A 14,988-nucleotide genomic window follows, 5' to 3' on the forward strand; every position below is an offset into this window, starting at 1 on the left:
ATGATCTCCGTTCTGTGTCGCAACTGAACAGAATCACAACCTGCTGAATTCACTCAACTCATTTCCGATTGGCCTCTAAGGTCACAGGGCGTTTTTGGGCGTGCTGTCAGGTCACCCCGGCTTCCCGGGCGCGGTCCACCAGCCAGTCGCGCGCATCGAGCATGTCCTCAAGCGTGCCGAACTGGTTCATGTAATGGCCGGTGAAACCCGCAGCCTCGATCCGGCGGAACATGTCGCCGAAATCCATGTTGCCCTCGCCCGGTTTCAGATGGATCTCGACATCGCCGTGATTGTCGGCCAGGCGCACTTCCTTGGCGCGAACCATGTCGAGGGCATCGACAAAACCCGCCACACCCTCGTCATAGAGATGGGCGTGATTGGCGGTGAAGGCGAAGCGCAGCGCGTCCGATTTCAGGTTGTCGAAGTAATACAGGCATTCCTCGATGGTGCAGGCCAGATACTGGACTTCGGCATCCTTCGGTTCGCGGTTCGTGTTTTCCAGAAGCAGCAGCGCGCCCTTCTGTTCGGCATAATCGGCCGCGCGCTTCAAGCGTTCCAGCCCGGCGACGCGGCGTGCCTCATAATCGCCGGTGAAGTGATACCCGGCATGGACGATCACCCATTCCGCACCCGTGGCAAGCTGAAGGTCGATATAGCTGCGCAGGTATTCATCGGCTGCGTCCGCAACAAAGGGCGAGCGTTCGGCGATGTTCACGCCGGACACCGTATGCAGTCCAAGGTGAATGTCGGTTTCCTCGACCAGCGCGCGTATGGCAGAGGCGCGGGCGTGGACGTCATGCTGATCGTTGGGTGCAAAATCGCATTGCACATCCAGATATTTCACATCGTTTGCCGCAGCCCAGCGGATGGCCTCTTCGATCGGCAGGATGTTTCCGGTATCGACACCGATCCGGTCCTTGAGTTTCATTGCAAGCCTCCTGTTGTATTGGTCACGGAACACGGCCCGTCACGACCCATGCGGTTGCAGTGAGCGAGCGCGGCCCATCCGGCGCGCCGGACAGAAAGGCGCGGCGCACCGCGCGCGCGACATCCGCGCGCCGGTTTTCGGGCAGCCCGGCGACATAGCCGCCAACCGGGCCCTGGCCGCCCAGAAGTGGCGACCAGTAATCATCGAAATCGGCGAAATCCATCCGGATGGTCACCGAGTCGCGCACGATGTCTGCCAGACCGCCCCGAGCCAGCAGATCGGGCATCCCTTCGGGCAAGGCCAGCGGATTGGCGAAGATCCTGTCGCGCAGTTCGGCGGCGGTCTCGTCCAGCATGGCGGCGGTGTCCCACAGCAGGCGCTGATAGACCAGTCCACCGCGAAAATCCCACCCGGACAGCAAAATGCGCCCACCGGGCTGCACCACCCGCGCCATTTCGCGGATCGCGGTATCGGGGTCGGACACGAAATTCAGGACGATCAGTGCGCAGGCCGCTGCAAAGCCATCATCCGGCAGGGGCAGGGCGCAGGCATCGCCGTGGCGGAAATCAATCCGCTGCGCCTCGGCGCGGTCGCGTGCAAAGGCCAGATAGGGCTCGGCCACATCGACGCCGGTGATCTGGCGGTCGGGGTGATGGGTGGCCAGGGCGCAGGCCAGGCTTCCGGTGCCGCAGCCCACGTCCAGCAGGGGGCCTTCGGGCAGCGGGGCGGAAGGCGGATCGATGCAGTCCCTTGCGATGCGCTCTGCCACGCGCGCGGTCCACCGCCCGATGAAACGCTCATAGGCGGGGCCGTCGCTGGCGCTGTATGTTGAGGTGCTCTGGGCCATTTTCGGGGTCTTTCTTCAGGAGTTCCGGCGCTGCCGCAGGGATTTCAGCAGGCGTTTGATCGGATCGGAGAACAGCAGAACCAGGATGATCAGGAACAGGATCATCGACAGCGGGCGTTGCAGGATGAACCAGATCACGTTCTGATCCCCGGCAAGCTGCACCGTGCGGCTGAGGTTGAGTTCGGCCAGAGGCCCCAGGATCAGCCCCAGAATGAACGGGACCACCGAGAACCCGAAACGGATCATCGTGTATCCGATGATGCCGAAGACCAGCGCCTGCAGGGTCAGCATGAAATTGAAGGCCAGGACATAGGATCCCAGCATCGAGACGACGATCACACAGGGAATGAGGATTGCCGTGGGCACCAGGCTCAGCAGGCCCAGCTGCTTGGCAAAGGCCAGACCCAGCACCAGCGTGGCGACCCCACCGACGATGACCGCCAGGATCATGGTATAGGTCAGCTGGATATCGGCGCCGAACATGTCCGGGCCGGGCCGCACCGCATGCAGCATCAGTGCCGCCAGCAGGATTGCCGCCTGGTTGGAGCCGGGAATGCCGAAGGCAAGTGTCGGCACCAGAGAGCCCGAGATCACCGAGTTGTTGGCCGCATCCGCCGCGACCAGCCCGCCGGGATGGCCCTTGCCGTAGCGTTCCGGTTCCTTGCTGGACCGCTTCGCCTCGCCATAGGCGACAAAGGCCGCGACGGTGCCGCCCTCGCCCGGGACAACGCCCAGCGCAATGCCGATGGCCGTGGATTTCAGCAGCGTCCACCATTCCTTGAGCGTCCACCAGATCCCCTTGATCCGGCTGCCGGTCTTTGACAGGGCGGCCGCGATCGACCCTCCGCGCTGGCCGGCAAGGCGCATCATCTCGGCCACGGCAAAGACCCCGATGAAGGCCGCGACAAGGTTGATGCCATCATAAAGTTCGGGAATGCCCATGGTATATCGTGGTTGCGCGCGGATCAGACTGGTGCCGATCGATGCCACAAGCGCGCCCAGCGCCCCGGCGATCAGGCCTTTCAGAAGGCTCCCGCGCGAAATCGACACGATCACGGCCAGCCCCACGACACCCAGCATGAAGAACTCGGGCGAGCCGAACAGCATCACCAGTTGCATGAGCAGCGGTGCAATCAGGATCAGAAGGATACCGCCCAGGATCGATCCGATCCCCGAAGCCGTGGCCGACACGGCGATTGCGGTCACGCCTTCACCCTGTTTGGCCAGCGGGTAGCCGTCGAAGACCGCTGCCGCCGAAGAGGAATTGCCCGGCGTGTTGATCAGGATGGACGGGATGGACCCGGCGTATTGCCCGCCGGTATATGCCCCGATCAGCAGGATCATCGCGCTTTCCGGGCTCATGCCGATGGTGAAGGGCATCATCAGCGTCAGCACCAGCGGGCCGCCGATCCCGGGCATGGCGCCGCCGACGGCGCCGATCAGGAATCCCAGGATTGCGTACCATATGTTGTCCGGCTGCAGGGTGACAGCGGCCGCAGCGCCAAGGGCTTCGAACATGTTATCTCCAGTGCGTCAGGATCCGCGCCGCATCAGGGCGCAAGCCAGGGGAGTTCCAGTAGCCGGCCTGCTTCCACAGGCACGAACAGGATGCGCCCGAACAGGAACCAGACCGCGACCAGCATGCCCGCCGTGACCCCGGCCAGGGTCGGCAGGTGGCGCGAACCGGTCATCCACATGTAGGCGGGCACGAACAACAGCGTGGCCACCAGGAAGCTGAAGAAATGGGCCACCAGAAGGAACAGGCCGAAGGCTGCGGTGGCGACAGTGGTGACAGCGGTGGCGCGGGCGCTGTAGTCAGGGTCCACAGGATCGCGCAGATGGTCCAGCCCGGCCGCGCGCAGCTTGCGCAGCAGGAACATCTGTTCAATGGCGTAGAACACCAGACAGATCAGGATGAAACTGCTCAGGATCAGCGGCCAACGCCGGATCTGATAATGGAATTCCAGCGCCCCGATCAGCGCCAGCGCCGAGATCACGCCAAGACAGGCGCAGAACAACCAGTGCGAAGGACGATCCGGCAGCTTTCCGGGGTCAGGCGTGGCGTCAGGCCGGTCCGCTCCGGGGTCCTGTTCCGGTCCTTTTGTCGAAGGCGTGTCGATCATGGCCGGGGCATCCTCTTCGGCGCCAACCGGCCGTGATCGACCGATCCGCATCCGTCTTGTGGGCGTCTGTCATTGCTCGGGGCGGCAGGCACCCGCATGGCCGGGAACGGCATGCGGGTGCTGCTGGCCGGTCAGTTCCCGGCGATCTCGTCGAAATTCGGAATCTCGCCGATGATCCTGAAGGCTTCGGCCGCGGACCGCGATGTCGCTTCAGCGCCGACGAACATGACCGGGTTGCCGGTGTTTTCGGACCATTCCTGGATCTGATCCGAATTCACCGCTTCCTCCAGGCAGGCTTCCATCGCGGCAAGGCGCTCTTCATCCATGCCCGGAGGTGCTGCGACCGTGCGCAGCCAGAAGCCAAGCGCGGACAGGTCCTCGTATCCCTGCTCTTCGGCCGTCGGAACGTCCGGGTAGAGCGGCGAACGCTCGGCGCCAAGCGACGCGATGGGCAGCAACTGCCCCGATCCCACCGCGCTCTGCCCCGAGGCATCGGTGGTCACGCCGCCGGGAACTTCCTGGCGCAGGATCGCCGCAACCAGTTGCGCCCCGCCGTCATAGACAACCAGTTCCTGCCAGTCGAGGCCCCACTGGTCGCGCATGACATGGGTGATCACCTCACCGCCACCGACACGGTCCTGCGCGCCGATCACGGATTCTCCGCCTTCGTAAAGCGCCATCAGGTCGTCGATATTTTCGGCCGCTTCAGGGTGCGCATAGAGCACCAGCGTCGATGACCCGTAGGTGCCGACATAGGTCATGTCCCGGATATCGACCTGGGCGTCTTCGCCGCGCGACAGCTGGGTGATCGGGATTGCGGGCAGGTTGAACACCGTGATGGTATGCCCGTCCGGGTTGGAGCGATGCGCCTGTCCGATGCCCAGAAGGTGACCATCCCCCGGCACATTGCGCACCGCGACATTGGTTCCCAGACAGTCGGCCATGACCGGCAGAATGGTGCGGGCATAGGTGTCCGACCCGCCCCCGGCCCCGACCGGCACGATCACGTTGATCGTGCGCCAGCGCAGATCCTGTGCGGCGACCTGCATGGCGCTGGCGCCGACCACAAGGGCGCCAATTGCAACTGCTGCCTTGAGTTTCATGAAGTTCCTCCCATTTCCTCGGGTTGCGTCATGCGCCATCCCCTCCCCGGGACGGGGCGCACGCTGTATCAGCCGGTTCTGCGCTTGTTCTGCGGTGTCACGTCTCCGACTGAATTCTGGGGTGTTTCGGCAAGATGGTTCAGGGCCGCTTGAACGCCACCCTGCTGGTGAGGCACGCCGGCAAGCTGAAGGCCCATTTCGATCCCCGACAGGGTGCCGGCCAGCATGAGGTCATTGAAATCGCCCAGATGACCGATCCGGAACACCTTGTCGGAAACCTTGCCCAGCCCGTTTCCAAGCGACATGTCGAATGTATCGGCCACGACCTTGCGGAACGCATCCGCGCTGTGGCCCTGGGGCATCATCACCGCAGTCAGTGACCCGGAGTAATGCCGCGGTTCCTGGCACAACACCTCAAGCCCCCAGGCCGCAACCGCCTTGCGGGTCGCTTCGCCGTGGCGCGCATGGCGGGCGAAGACGGCGTCAAGCCCTTCCTCGTGCAGCATGTCGACGGCCTCGGCCAGGCCATAGAGCAGGTTTGTCGCCGGGGTGTAGGGGAAATAGCCGGTGGCGTTGGGGCCGTCCATTTCCTCCCACGACCAGAAGGAGCGGGGCAGTTGCGCGGTTTTCGCGGCCTCGCGCGCCTTGGCGCTGACGGCGTTGAAGCTCAGTCCGGGCGGCAGCATCAGACCCTTTTGCGACCCGCCAACCGTGACATCGACCCCCCATTCATCATGGCGATAGTCGATCGAGGCCAGCGACGAAATGGTATCGACCATCAGCAGGGCCGGGTGTCCGGCGGCATCCAGAGCCTTGCGGATTTCGGGGATCTGGGTGACGCAGCCGGTCGATGTCTCGTTATGGACCACGCAGACGGCCTTGATGTCGTGGTTGCGGTCCTCGCGCAGTTGGCTTTCGATGGCCTGCGGGTCGGCGCCAGCGCGCCAGTCGCCCTGGATGAAGACCGCATCAAGCCCCAGCCGCGCAGCCATGCTCTTCCACAGCGTTGCGAACTGCCCGGTTTCAAACATCAGGACCCGGTCGCCGGGCGACAGGGTGTTGACCAGCGCGGCCTCCCACGCACCGGTGCCCGAGGCGGGGTAGATATAGACCGGCTCACGGGTGCGAAAGACGCTTTGCATCCCGTCCAGAACGCGGCGGCCAAGCTCACCGAAGGCCGGGCTGCGATGGTCCATGGTGGGCAGGTCCATCGCGCGCAGGATACGGTCGGGCACATTGGTCGGTCCGGGTATCTGCAGAAAATGGCGGCCTGGCTTGCGCATAGCGATGATCTCCCCTGATTCCCTTCATGTCCTGGCCCGGAACGGCAGTTTCTGCGCCAAGACGCCCTCTTTGAATTATATATTCTGCATTACGTCAAGTATAATATTGAATTTTGCATTATATTCTGCCAGACAATCCGCATGCCCGCAGCTTCAAGCCTGCGGGCGCCAAGGGCCGCAGGCCAACCGATATCTCGAGAATGAGGGGCAAATGTCAGCATCCCAACCCCGTCCTGACCGATCCGATTCGCGCTTCGAACAGCGCTTGCGTGACGCCGTAAGCGGTGAGGTGATGTTCGATGCCTTCTCGCGCGGGCGCTACGCGACCGATGCGTCGATCTATCAGATCATGCCTCAGGCCGTCGTCACGCCCCGCTCGACCCAGGAGATGGCGGCCGCGCTGGCGATTGCGCGTGACGAAGGCGTGGCGGTGACCCCCCGGGGGGGCGGCACCTCGCAGAACGGGCAGACGATCAACGCCTCCATGGTGATGGACACCACACGATACCTCAACCGCGTGATCGAGGTGGATGCCGACAACCGGCGCGCGGTGGTCGAACCCGGCGTGGTGCTGGATGAGCTCAACCGCATGTTGAAGCCGCACGGGCTGTGGTTCCCGGTCGATGTGTCCACGGCGTCGCGCGCCACCATCGGCGGCATGGCGGGGAACAACTCCTGCGGCACTCGGTCGCTGCGCTACGGACGGATGCGCGACAATGTGCTGGGCATCGACGCCCGGCTGGCTGATGGCCGCGCGCTGCACTTCGGCACGGTCCAGCGCGATCAGGCCATTGCGCAATCGCCCGCGCGCGATGACGGCCTGGTGGCCCGCCTGCTGGAGCTTGGCGCGCAGGAGGCCGAAGAGATCGGCGCGCGCTTTCCCGATGTGCTGCGGCGCGTGGGCGGCTACAATATTGACGCGCTGGTGCCGAAGGGGCCGACCAACAACCTCGCCGAACTCCTGGTCGGATCCGAAGGCACGTTGGCGCTGTTCGAGCGGATCGAGATCGCGCTTTCGCCCGTGATCCGCAACAAGGTCTTCGGGGTCTGCCATTTTCCGCGCTTCCATGATGCGATGGAGGCCGCGCAGCATCTGGTCACGCTGGACCCGATAGCGGTGGAGCTGGTGGACCGCACCATGATCGAGTTGTCCCGCGACATCGACATCTTCCGCCCGACGCTGGAACGCTGCGTGCGCGGAGAACCGGATGCGCTGCTGATCGTCGAATTCGGCGAAGAGGACCCGTCCGAAAACCTGCGCCGGCTTGAACGGTTGTCCGAGATGATGGGGGATCTGGGCTATTCCTGGAGCGGGCAGGGGCGGCGCTGGGGCGGCATGGTCCCGGTCAAGGACCCCGCGCTGCAGGCGGCCATCACCGAGGTGCGCCAGGCGGGCCTGAATATCATGATGTCCATGAAATCCGAAGGCAAGCCGGTGTCTTTCGTCGAGGATTGCGCCGTCCCGCTGGAGCATCTGGGCGCCTATACCAGCCGCCTGACCGAGGTCTTCGAACGCCACGGCACGCGGGGCACATGGTATGCCCACGCATCGGTGGGCTGCCTGCATGTGCGCCCGGTGCTGAACCTGAAGCAGGACAAGGACGTGCGCGCGATGCGCGCCATCGCCGAAGAGGCCATGGCCCTGGTGCGCGACTACAAGGGGTCGCATTCCGGCGAGCATGGCGATGGCATCTCGCGCTCGGAGTTTCACGAACCCATGTTCGGGCGGCGCATGGTTGCGGCCTTTGAAACGGTCAAGACCGGCTTTGACCCCGATGGCGTGCTCAACCCCGGGCGGATCGTCAACCCGCCGCGCATGGATGACCGCAGCCTCATGCGCTTCCCGCCCGGATACAAGGCCGAGGATCGCAAGGTTGCCCTGGAGTGGTCGGCCTGGCCCGGTGCGTCGGGCGGGCTGCAGGGCGCGGTGGAAATGTGCAACAACAACGGCGCCTGCCGCAAGCTGAAGGGGGGGGCCATGTGCCCGTCCTTCCGGGTCACGCGCAATGAGCGTGATGTCACCCGGGGGCGGGCCAACACGCTGCGGCTGGCGCTTTCGGGGCAGTTGGGTCCGGATGCGCTCAGCTCGGATGCCATGGCGGAAACCCTGTCGTTGTGCGTCTCCTGCAAGGCATGCAAGCGCGAATGTCCCACCGGCGTGGATATGGCCCGGATGAAGATCGAGGTCCAGGCCGCGCGGGCGCAGCGGCACGGGCTGTCGCTGCGGGACCGGACCATCGCCTATCTGCCCCGCTACGCACCGGTGGCTGCCCGGCTGGCCGGGCTGATGAACCTGCGCAACCGTGTGCCGCTGCTGGCCCGGCTGGGCGAGCGCCTGCTTGGCCTCAGCGCCGAAAGACCCCTGCCAAGCTGGCGGCGCGATGTCTTTGACGGCCAGACCGCAGGGCCCGAAGATGGCCGCGAAGTGGTGCTGTTCACCGACACGTTCAACCGCCATTTCGAACCAGAGAACGCCCGCGCTGCGGTAAATGTGCTGGCGGCGGCGGGGTTTCGGGTGCTGATGCCGCGGGCAACGCAGCAACCGGGGCGGGGCTTGTGTTGCGGACGCAGTTTCCTGGCCGCGGGGCTGGTGGATCAGGCCCGCACCGAGCTGACACGCACCCTGGACACTCTGGCACCACTGGCGCACCGGGGCGTGCCGATCCTGGGGCTGGAGCCAAGCTGCCTGATGACGCTGCGCGACGAAGCCCCGGCCCTGCTGCCCGGGGATGACGCCGACGCCGTCAAGGCCTGCGCCTTGCTGGTGGATGAGTTCCTGGCCGCCGAAGCTGCGGCGGGTCGTCTGGACCTGCCCCTGTCCCCGCTGGCGGGCGAGGCGCATGTGCACGGGCATTGCCACCAGAAGGCATTCAATGCGTTCCAGCCGACCCTGGAGATGCTGCGCCTGATCCCTGAACTGAAGGTCACGGCGATCGACTCCGGCTGCTGCGGTATGGCCGGGGCCTTTGGCTATCAGGCCGAAACCCTGGATGTATCCCGCGCCATGGCCGAGCTTTCGTTGCTTCCCGCCGTGCGCGCCGCCGGGCCCGAGGCGTTCATCGTGGCCGACGGGACATCGTGCCGCCACCAGATCGCCGACGGGTCCGGAAGGCCCGCAATGCATGCCATCCGCGTCCTGGAACGTGCAATCGTCGGCAGGCAAGACCACCCCACCGGCCCGGCGCCGGCGGCCCGGAAGGCTGCTCACAGTGCGCAGGTTTCGCAAAACCTGTAACAGCACGGTTCCACCACGCAGCCGCAGGATGTACCCTTGGATGATGCCAAGCAATCGGACAGAATGATGAACCAGATTTCCGAAAATCCCCCTTCCGGGCGCATCGCCCAGCGCAGCCTTCATGATGAACTGGTGGAACGCCTGCGTGAAATGATCATGACCGGCACGCTGGTTGCCGGGGCGCGCGTGGACGAACGAGATCTGTGCGAGCGCTTCGGCGTGTCGCGCACCCCCTTGCGAGAGGCGCTCAAGGTTCTGGCCACCGAAGGCTACATCACCCTGATCCCCCGCCGCGGCGCCTGGGTTGCGGGCCTGTCCGAAGAAGACCTGGACGAGGCATTTCCGGTCATGGCCGCCCTAGAAGCCCTGGCCGGAGAACTGGCCTGTGCGCATGCCACGGATGCGGAAATCGCCCATATCGATCAACTGACCCGGGAGATGGCCGACCACCACAAGGCCGGGCGCCGCGATCCCTATTTCGACCTCAACCAGAAGATCCATCTGGCCATCGCCGAAGCCGCCCGAAACCCGACCCTGTGGCGCCTGCAGCGCAGCCTTGATGGCCGTGTCCGCCGGGGCAGGTACCAGGCCAACATTTCCAGCAGCCGCTGGAATCAGGCCATGGAAGAACACGTCCAGATCGCCCGCGCATTGCGCGCCCGGGATGGTACGCTAACCGGCCGGTTGCTGCGCCTGCACCTTGAAAACAAGTCCTGCGCGCTGCGCGAAACCATTCAGCACACCGGAAATGAACCAGAAAGGCCTGACTGAATGACCATCAAAACGCTCCTGGCAGCATATTCCGGCGATGCCAAAGGCTCAGGCGGCCTGAAATACGCGATCGCCCTTGCCAATCGCTTCGACGCCTTTCTGACCGGGGTGGTCTGGCACGGTCCAAGCCGCTTCGAACAACGCTACCAGCCCTATCTGACAGACCAGATCCTTGAAATGCTGGCCGCCCGCGATGCCGAGGTGGTGGCCGAAATCCGGGCGGATTTCGAGAACCGCATCGCCGCCGAAGGCATGCAGACGCGCTCGGCCTTTCTGGATCTCCAGGGGGTCGGCGATTTCCGCCTGTCCGATTGCGCCCGCGGGTATGATCTGACCGTCATCGGAAGCCGGGCCGCCGAGGTCGGACGCGAGCATTTCAGCGCGCGGCCCGATGTTGTGGCGCTGCGCTCCGGGCGGCCGGTGATGCTGGTGCCCACCGATCACGAACCAGCGCGCGCGCTGCCGGGCAAGCGCATCCTGGTGGCCTGGGACGGCCAGCGCGCCGTCACCCGCGCGCTGGCAGATGCCCTGCCGTTGCTGGACTCGGATGCAGAGATCACCGTGCTGACCGTGGGCGAACGGGAGCAATGGTCACCGGGGGATGATGTCATGGGCTTTCTGGGGCGGCATGGTCTGAAGGCGGAACGCCTGATCCGGGCCAGGGCCGAGAGTATCAGCAAGACAATCATGGCCGTCAGCCGGGATATCGACGCGGAGCTGATCGTCATGGGCGCCTATGAACATTCCAAGTTCCGCGAGGATCTGTTTGGCGGGGTGACACAGGAGGTTGTCGAACTGGCGCGCGTGCCGGTGCTGATGGCGCATTGACTGTGCCAACGCGCCACGCCGGTTGCCTTCAGCGCGCCGATTGCTTTCGTCCGGATGGAAGCGCTGCAGGGGTGCGGCATCATGCTGGCAGGTCAGCGTCTGCCGGTCCTGATCACGGTCTGCACTGGTCAACCCCCGGTGCGGTCTGGCGGGCATCCTGCATCCGCACCGGAACCTGCATGACCCCTTCCACGTCGCCGCCGGGCGCGCAGAGTGATCCGGAAGATGAGGAAAACCTGTTCGCGCCCTCCGCACTCGGTGATGAGGTTCAGCCCTGCGCGACCTTGCTGCGTCCACAGGGTGCCGCCACCACGATGGGGGGGCAGGGGGCTGTCAGAGCCGGGCCCTTGTGCTGCGCGGGGTGGCCAGCAGCAGGTTCGTCTCGCTGTTGGTGATGCCGGGGATCTGGCGGATGCGACCGAGCACGGCGTCAAGGTCGCTCAGGCTGGTGGCACCAAGTTCCATGATCAGATCCCAGCGCCCGTTGGTTGTATGGATGGTCGAGACCTCGGGAAAGCCACCCAGCGCGCGGATGATCCGGGCGGTGGCATGGCCTTCGATCTGGATCAGCATGATGCCGCGCACCGGCAACTCCACCGCGTCCGCCTTCAGGATAACGGTGTAGCCAAGGATCTCGCCTGTGCGTTGCAGCCGCTCTATCCGGCTGCGCACGGTGGCGCGGCTGACGCCGAGCTCCACCGCCAGATCCGAGATGCTGCGCCGCGCGTCATGGCGCAGAAGGGTGACGAGCCGCTGATCAAGGGAATCCATATACATTGCCTGAATCGGTGATCATATTGATCAATATGGTAAGCGAATTATACAATTCTGCCAATCCTTGCTCTCCATATCGCCAGTCCATGGTGAGAGTGTCGCGGAAATCGCGATAGTCGGAGAGTGACATGCATTGCAGATTGGTAGGGGCGCCGGTGCAGGACGGCGCTGGGCGGCCTGGCTGCGAGATGGGGCCGAGCGCGCTGCGCACCGCGGGGATCCATGCCGCCATCACCGGGCTGGGCCATGAGGTCAGCGATATGGGGAATGTGACGCCGCTTGCGCCGCAGCCGATGGTGCATGGCAACACGATGCTGAAGGCCCTGCCCGAGATCGCGGCCTGGACCGCGGCGCTGTCCGAGGCCGCCTATGCGGCCTCGGACAGGGCGATGCCGGTGTTTCTGGGCGGGGACCACAGCCTGTCGGCCGGGACTGTCGCCGGGGTGGCGCGTCGCGCAGCCGAAGCGGGGCGGCCGCTGTTCCTGCTCTGGCTGGATGCGCACCCGGATTTCCACACGCTTGACACCACGACCAGCGGCAACCTGCACGGCACGCCCGTCGCCTATGCGGTGGGCCAGCCGGGGTTTGAGGGGTATTTCCCCGCCCTTGCCGCCCGGGTGGACCCGCAGAACGTCTGCATGATCGGCATTCGCAGTGTCGACCCTGATGAGCGGCGGGCGCTTTCTGCGGCGGGGGTAAGCGTGCATGACATGCGCGCGATCGATGAGCATGGCATCGCCGCGCCCTTGCGCGCCTTTCTTGCGCGGGTCGAGGCGGCGGGCGGTTTGCTGCATGTCAGCCTGGATGTGGATTTTCTTGACCCCGGCATCGCACCGGCGGTCGGCACCACTGTGCCGGGCGGCGCCACCTTCCGCGAAGCGCATCTGGTGATGGAGATGCTGCATGACACCGGACTGGTGACCAGCCTTGATCTGGTGGAGTTGAACCCCTTCCTTGACGAGCGCGGACGGACCGCGACGCTGATGGTCGATCTGGTGGCAAGCCTGATGGGCCGCCGCGTGATGGACCGTCCAACCCGGAGTTTCTGAGATGACACGCACACCCGCACTGGCCCTGAACGACACGCTGAACCTGGTGCCTTTTGTCAGCGTCGACCACATGATGAAACTGGTCCATGCCATTGGCCTGGAACGCTTCCTGACCGAGCTTGCCGATTACATCGAGGAAGATTTCCGCCGCTGGGAGTTGTTCGACAAGACCCCGCGCGTGGCCAGCCACAGCGCCGAGGGGGTGATCGAACTGATGCCGACTTCGGATGGTGCGGCCTATGGGTTCAAATACGTGAACGGGCATCCGAAGAACAGCCGCGAGGGCCGGCAGACCGTGACCGCCTTTGGCGTGCTGGCCGATGTGGCCACGGGCTATCCCCTCATGCTGTCCGAGATGACGATGCTGACGGCGCTGCGCACGGCTGCGGTTTCGGCGGTGGCGGCGAAACATCTGGCGCCCAAGGGCGCGCGGGTGATGGCGATCATCGGCAACGGTGCGCAATGCGAGTTTCAGGCGCTGGCCTTCAAGGCGGTCTGCGGTATCGATACCGTGCGGCTTCATGACATCGATCCCGCAGCGACGGCCAAAAGCGCACGCAACCTTGCAGGGTCGGGGCTGCGCGTGGTCCGTTGCAGCACGCCGCAGGCGGCGATCGAGGGGGCGCAGATCATCACCACCTGCACCGCCGACAAGCAATATGCAACGATCCTGACCGACAACATGGTGGGCGCGGGCGTGCATATCAACGCGATCGGCGGAGACTGTCCCGGCAAGACCGAGTTGCACCGCGACATCCTGCTGCGCTCGGACATCTTCGTCGAATATCCGCCGCAGACCCGGATCGAAGGCGAGATCCAGCAACTTGACCCCCGGCACCCGGTTGCCGAACTGTGGCAGGTGATCGCGGGCAAGGTGGCGGGGCGCAAGGGCGCGGCGCAGATCACGCTGTTCGATTCAGTCGGCTTCGCCACCGAGGATTTCTCGGCGCTGCGCTATGTGCGCGACCAGTTGGCGGCAACGGGCCATTACGCTGATCTTGATCTGCTGGCCGATCCCGATGATCCCCGCGATCTTTATGGCATGCTGATGCGTGCGGCCTAACGCAGCACGCGGGCGCCGCCCCCCGGTTCTGCCCGGCCCTTGCGGACGGTCCGTTCCCCCTTGCTGCCGTGACATTGGCAGGGCAGTGTCGCCGGTGAAAGGGAAGCGGATCAGCCTGGCCCGCATATCCTGCCCAAACCTGTCCGTCGTCCCGGCGTGACCGTGGCACGGCTGGGCAAGCAGACCAGAGGAGCCGACTTGCGCATTCAGATTGACGTCGCCTTGCACTACCGCTTCATGCAGCCGAACACCGTCTTCCTGACATTGGAGGCGGCGCGGGAGGCGGGGCAGGAGATCGTGCAGGAGGACCTGTTTCTCGGGGATGCCGAATTGTACCGCATCGTGGGCGACGCGGGTGTCGGAGAGCGGATCTGGGCCTGCCTGCCCGGCAGCGAACTGAACCTGACCTATCGCGCGCTGGTCGATGTCACCCGGCCGGCCATGGCGCTGGAGGCGCTGGAGGCCGCGCCGCTGCACCGCATCCCCGGCGAGGTCGCGCCGTATCTGCGTCCGTCGCGGTATTGCCAGTCGGACAAGTTCGTGACCTTTGTGGAAAAGCGCTTCGCCCGGTTCTCCGGAGGCCGGAAGGTCGCTGCCATACGGGACTGGATCGAGGCCAACCTGACCTATGTTCACGGCAGCTCGGACGCCGACACCAATGTCCTTGAGACTTTCGCGGGACGCCAGGGCGTGTGCCGCGATTACGCGCATCTCATGTGCTCCATGGTCCGGGCGGCGCAAATTCCGGCGCGGATGGTGGCGGTCTACAGCCCCGATGTGATCCCGCCCGACTTTCACGCGGTCGCCGAGGTCTGGCTGGGCGGAGAGTGGCATCTTGTCGATGCGACGGGCATGGGCCGCGCTGACAGCATGGCCGTCATCTCGGTCGGACGTGATGCTTATGATGTTGCCTTCATGGAATCGCAGGCGCCTGCGGAAATGCTGTCCCAATCCATCAACGTTCTGCGGGTCTGATCCGGAACC

At 64.9% G+C, this 14,988-nt stretch carries 13 protein-coding genes; 6 read left to right on the forward strand and 7 right to left on the reverse strand.

Translation table 11 applies throughout. The annotated features are described in order from the left end of the window. Nucleotides 1-106 precede the first annotated feature (106 nt). The 6 genes from HUK65_RS04605 to HUK65_RS04630 form a co-directional block, all read right to left on the reverse strand. A complete protein-coding gene (locus HUK65_RS04605; RefSeq protein ID WP_179904973.1) occupies nucleotides 107-928 on the reverse strand; it encodes a sugar phosphate isomerase/epimerase family protein in 822 nt (273 codons plus the stop codon). A gap of 22 nt (nucleotides 929-950) precedes the next feature. Further along, on the reverse strand, nucleotides 951-1,775 hold the full coding sequence (locus HUK65_RS04610) for a class I SAM-dependent methyltransferase (protein ID WP_179904974.1): 825 nt from the start codon (nucleotides 1,773-1,775) through the stop codon (nucleotides 951-953). Between the two features lie 15 nt (nucleotides 1,776-1,790). Further along, on the reverse strand, nucleotides 1,791-3,293 hold the full coding sequence (locus tag HUK65_RS04615; RefSeq protein ID WP_179904975.1) for a tripartite tricarboxylate transporter permease: 1,503 nt from the start codon (nucleotides 3,291-3,293) through the stop codon (nucleotides 1,791-1,793). A gap of 32 nt (nucleotides 3,294-3,325) precedes the next feature. Continuing rightward, nucleotides 3,326-3,898, reverse strand: coding sequence for a tripartite tricarboxylate transporter TctB family protein (locus tag HUK65_RS04620; RefSeq protein ID WP_179904976.1), 573 nt, complete (start codon nucleotides 3,896-3,898; stop codon nucleotides 3,326-3,328). 131 nt (nucleotides 3,899-4,029) lie between these two features. After that, nucleotides 4,030-5,001, reverse strand: a complete 972-nt coding sequence (locus tag HUK65_RS04625) for a Bug family tripartite tricarboxylate transporter substrate binding protein (RefSeq protein WP_179904977.1) — start codon at nucleotides 4,999-5,001, stop codon at nucleotides 4,030-4,032. 68 nt (nucleotides 5,002-5,069) lie between these two features. Then, nucleotides 5,070-6,284, reverse strand: coding sequence for a pyridoxal-phosphate-dependent aminotransferase family protein (locus HUK65_RS04630; protein WP_179904978.1), 1,215 nt, complete (start codon nucleotides 6,282-6,284; stop codon nucleotides 5,070-5,072). 265 nt (nucleotides 6,285-6,549) lie between these two features. On the opposite strand from HUK65_RS04630, the gene HUK65_RS04635 reads away from it, so the two are divergent. The 3 genes from HUK65_RS04635 (at nucleotide 6,550) to HUK65_RS04645 (ending at nucleotide 11,118) form a co-directional block, all read left to right on the forward strand. After that, on the forward strand, nucleotides 6,550-9,519 hold the full coding sequence (locus HUK65_RS04635; protein ID WP_327787031.1) for an FAD-binding and (Fe-S)-binding domain-containing protein: 2,970 nt from the start codon (nucleotides 6,550-6,552) through the stop codon (nucleotides 9,517-9,519). A gap of 66 nt (nucleotides 9,520-9,585) precedes the next feature. Beyond that, nucleotides 9,586-10,290 carry a GntR family transcriptional regulator gene (locus HUK65_RS04640; RefSeq protein WP_179904980.1) on the forward strand — a complete coding sequence of 235 codons (705 nt, stop codon included), beginning with the start codon at nucleotides 9,586-9,588 and terminating at the stop codon, nucleotides 10,288-10,290. Beyond that, on the forward strand, nucleotides 10,291-11,118 hold the full coding sequence (locus HUK65_RS04645; RefSeq protein ID WP_179904981.1) for a universal stress protein: 828 nt from the start codon (nucleotides 10,291-10,293) through the stop codon (nucleotides 11,116-11,118). 333 nt (nucleotides 11,119-11,451) lie between these two features. On the opposite strand, the gene HUK65_RS04650 is transcribed toward HUK65_RS04645, so the two are convergent. Beyond that, a complete protein-coding gene (locus HUK65_RS04650; RefSeq protein ID WP_179904982.1) occupies nucleotides 11,452-11,889 on the reverse strand; it encodes an Lrp/AsnC family transcriptional regulator in 438 nt (145 codons plus the stop codon). Nucleotides 11,890-12,020: 131 nt separating this feature from the next. On the opposite strand from HUK65_RS04650, the gene rocF reads away from it, so the two are divergent. From rocF to HUK65_RS04665, 3 genes are all read left to right on the forward strand, one after another. Further along, entirely contained in the window at nucleotides 12,021-12,941 is a 921-nt protein-coding gene (rocF, locus tag HUK65_RS04655; protein WP_179904983.1) for an arginase, read from the forward strand. A 1-nt stretch (nucleotide 12,942) separates the two neighbouring features. Further along, nucleotides 12,943-14,004, forward strand: coding sequence for an ornithine cyclodeaminase (locus HUK65_RS04660; protein WP_179904984.1), 1,062 nt, complete (start codon nucleotides 12,943-12,945; stop codon nucleotides 14,002-14,004). A gap of 198 nt (nucleotides 14,005-14,202) precedes the next feature. Beyond that, nucleotides 14,203-14,979, forward strand: a complete 777-nt coding sequence (locus HUK65_RS04665; RefSeq protein ID WP_179904985.1) for a transglutaminase-like domain-containing protein — start codon at nucleotides 14,203-14,205, stop codon at nucleotides 14,977-14,979. Nucleotides 14,980-14,988: the final 9 nt, after the last annotated feature.

The sequence above is a fragment of the Rhabdonatronobacter sediminivivens genome (genome assembly GCF_013415485.1).
Classification (GTDB): domain Bacteria; phylum Pseudomonadota; class Alphaproteobacteria; order Rhodobacterales; family Rhodobacteraceae; genus Rhabdonatronobacter; species Rhabdonatronobacter sediminivivens.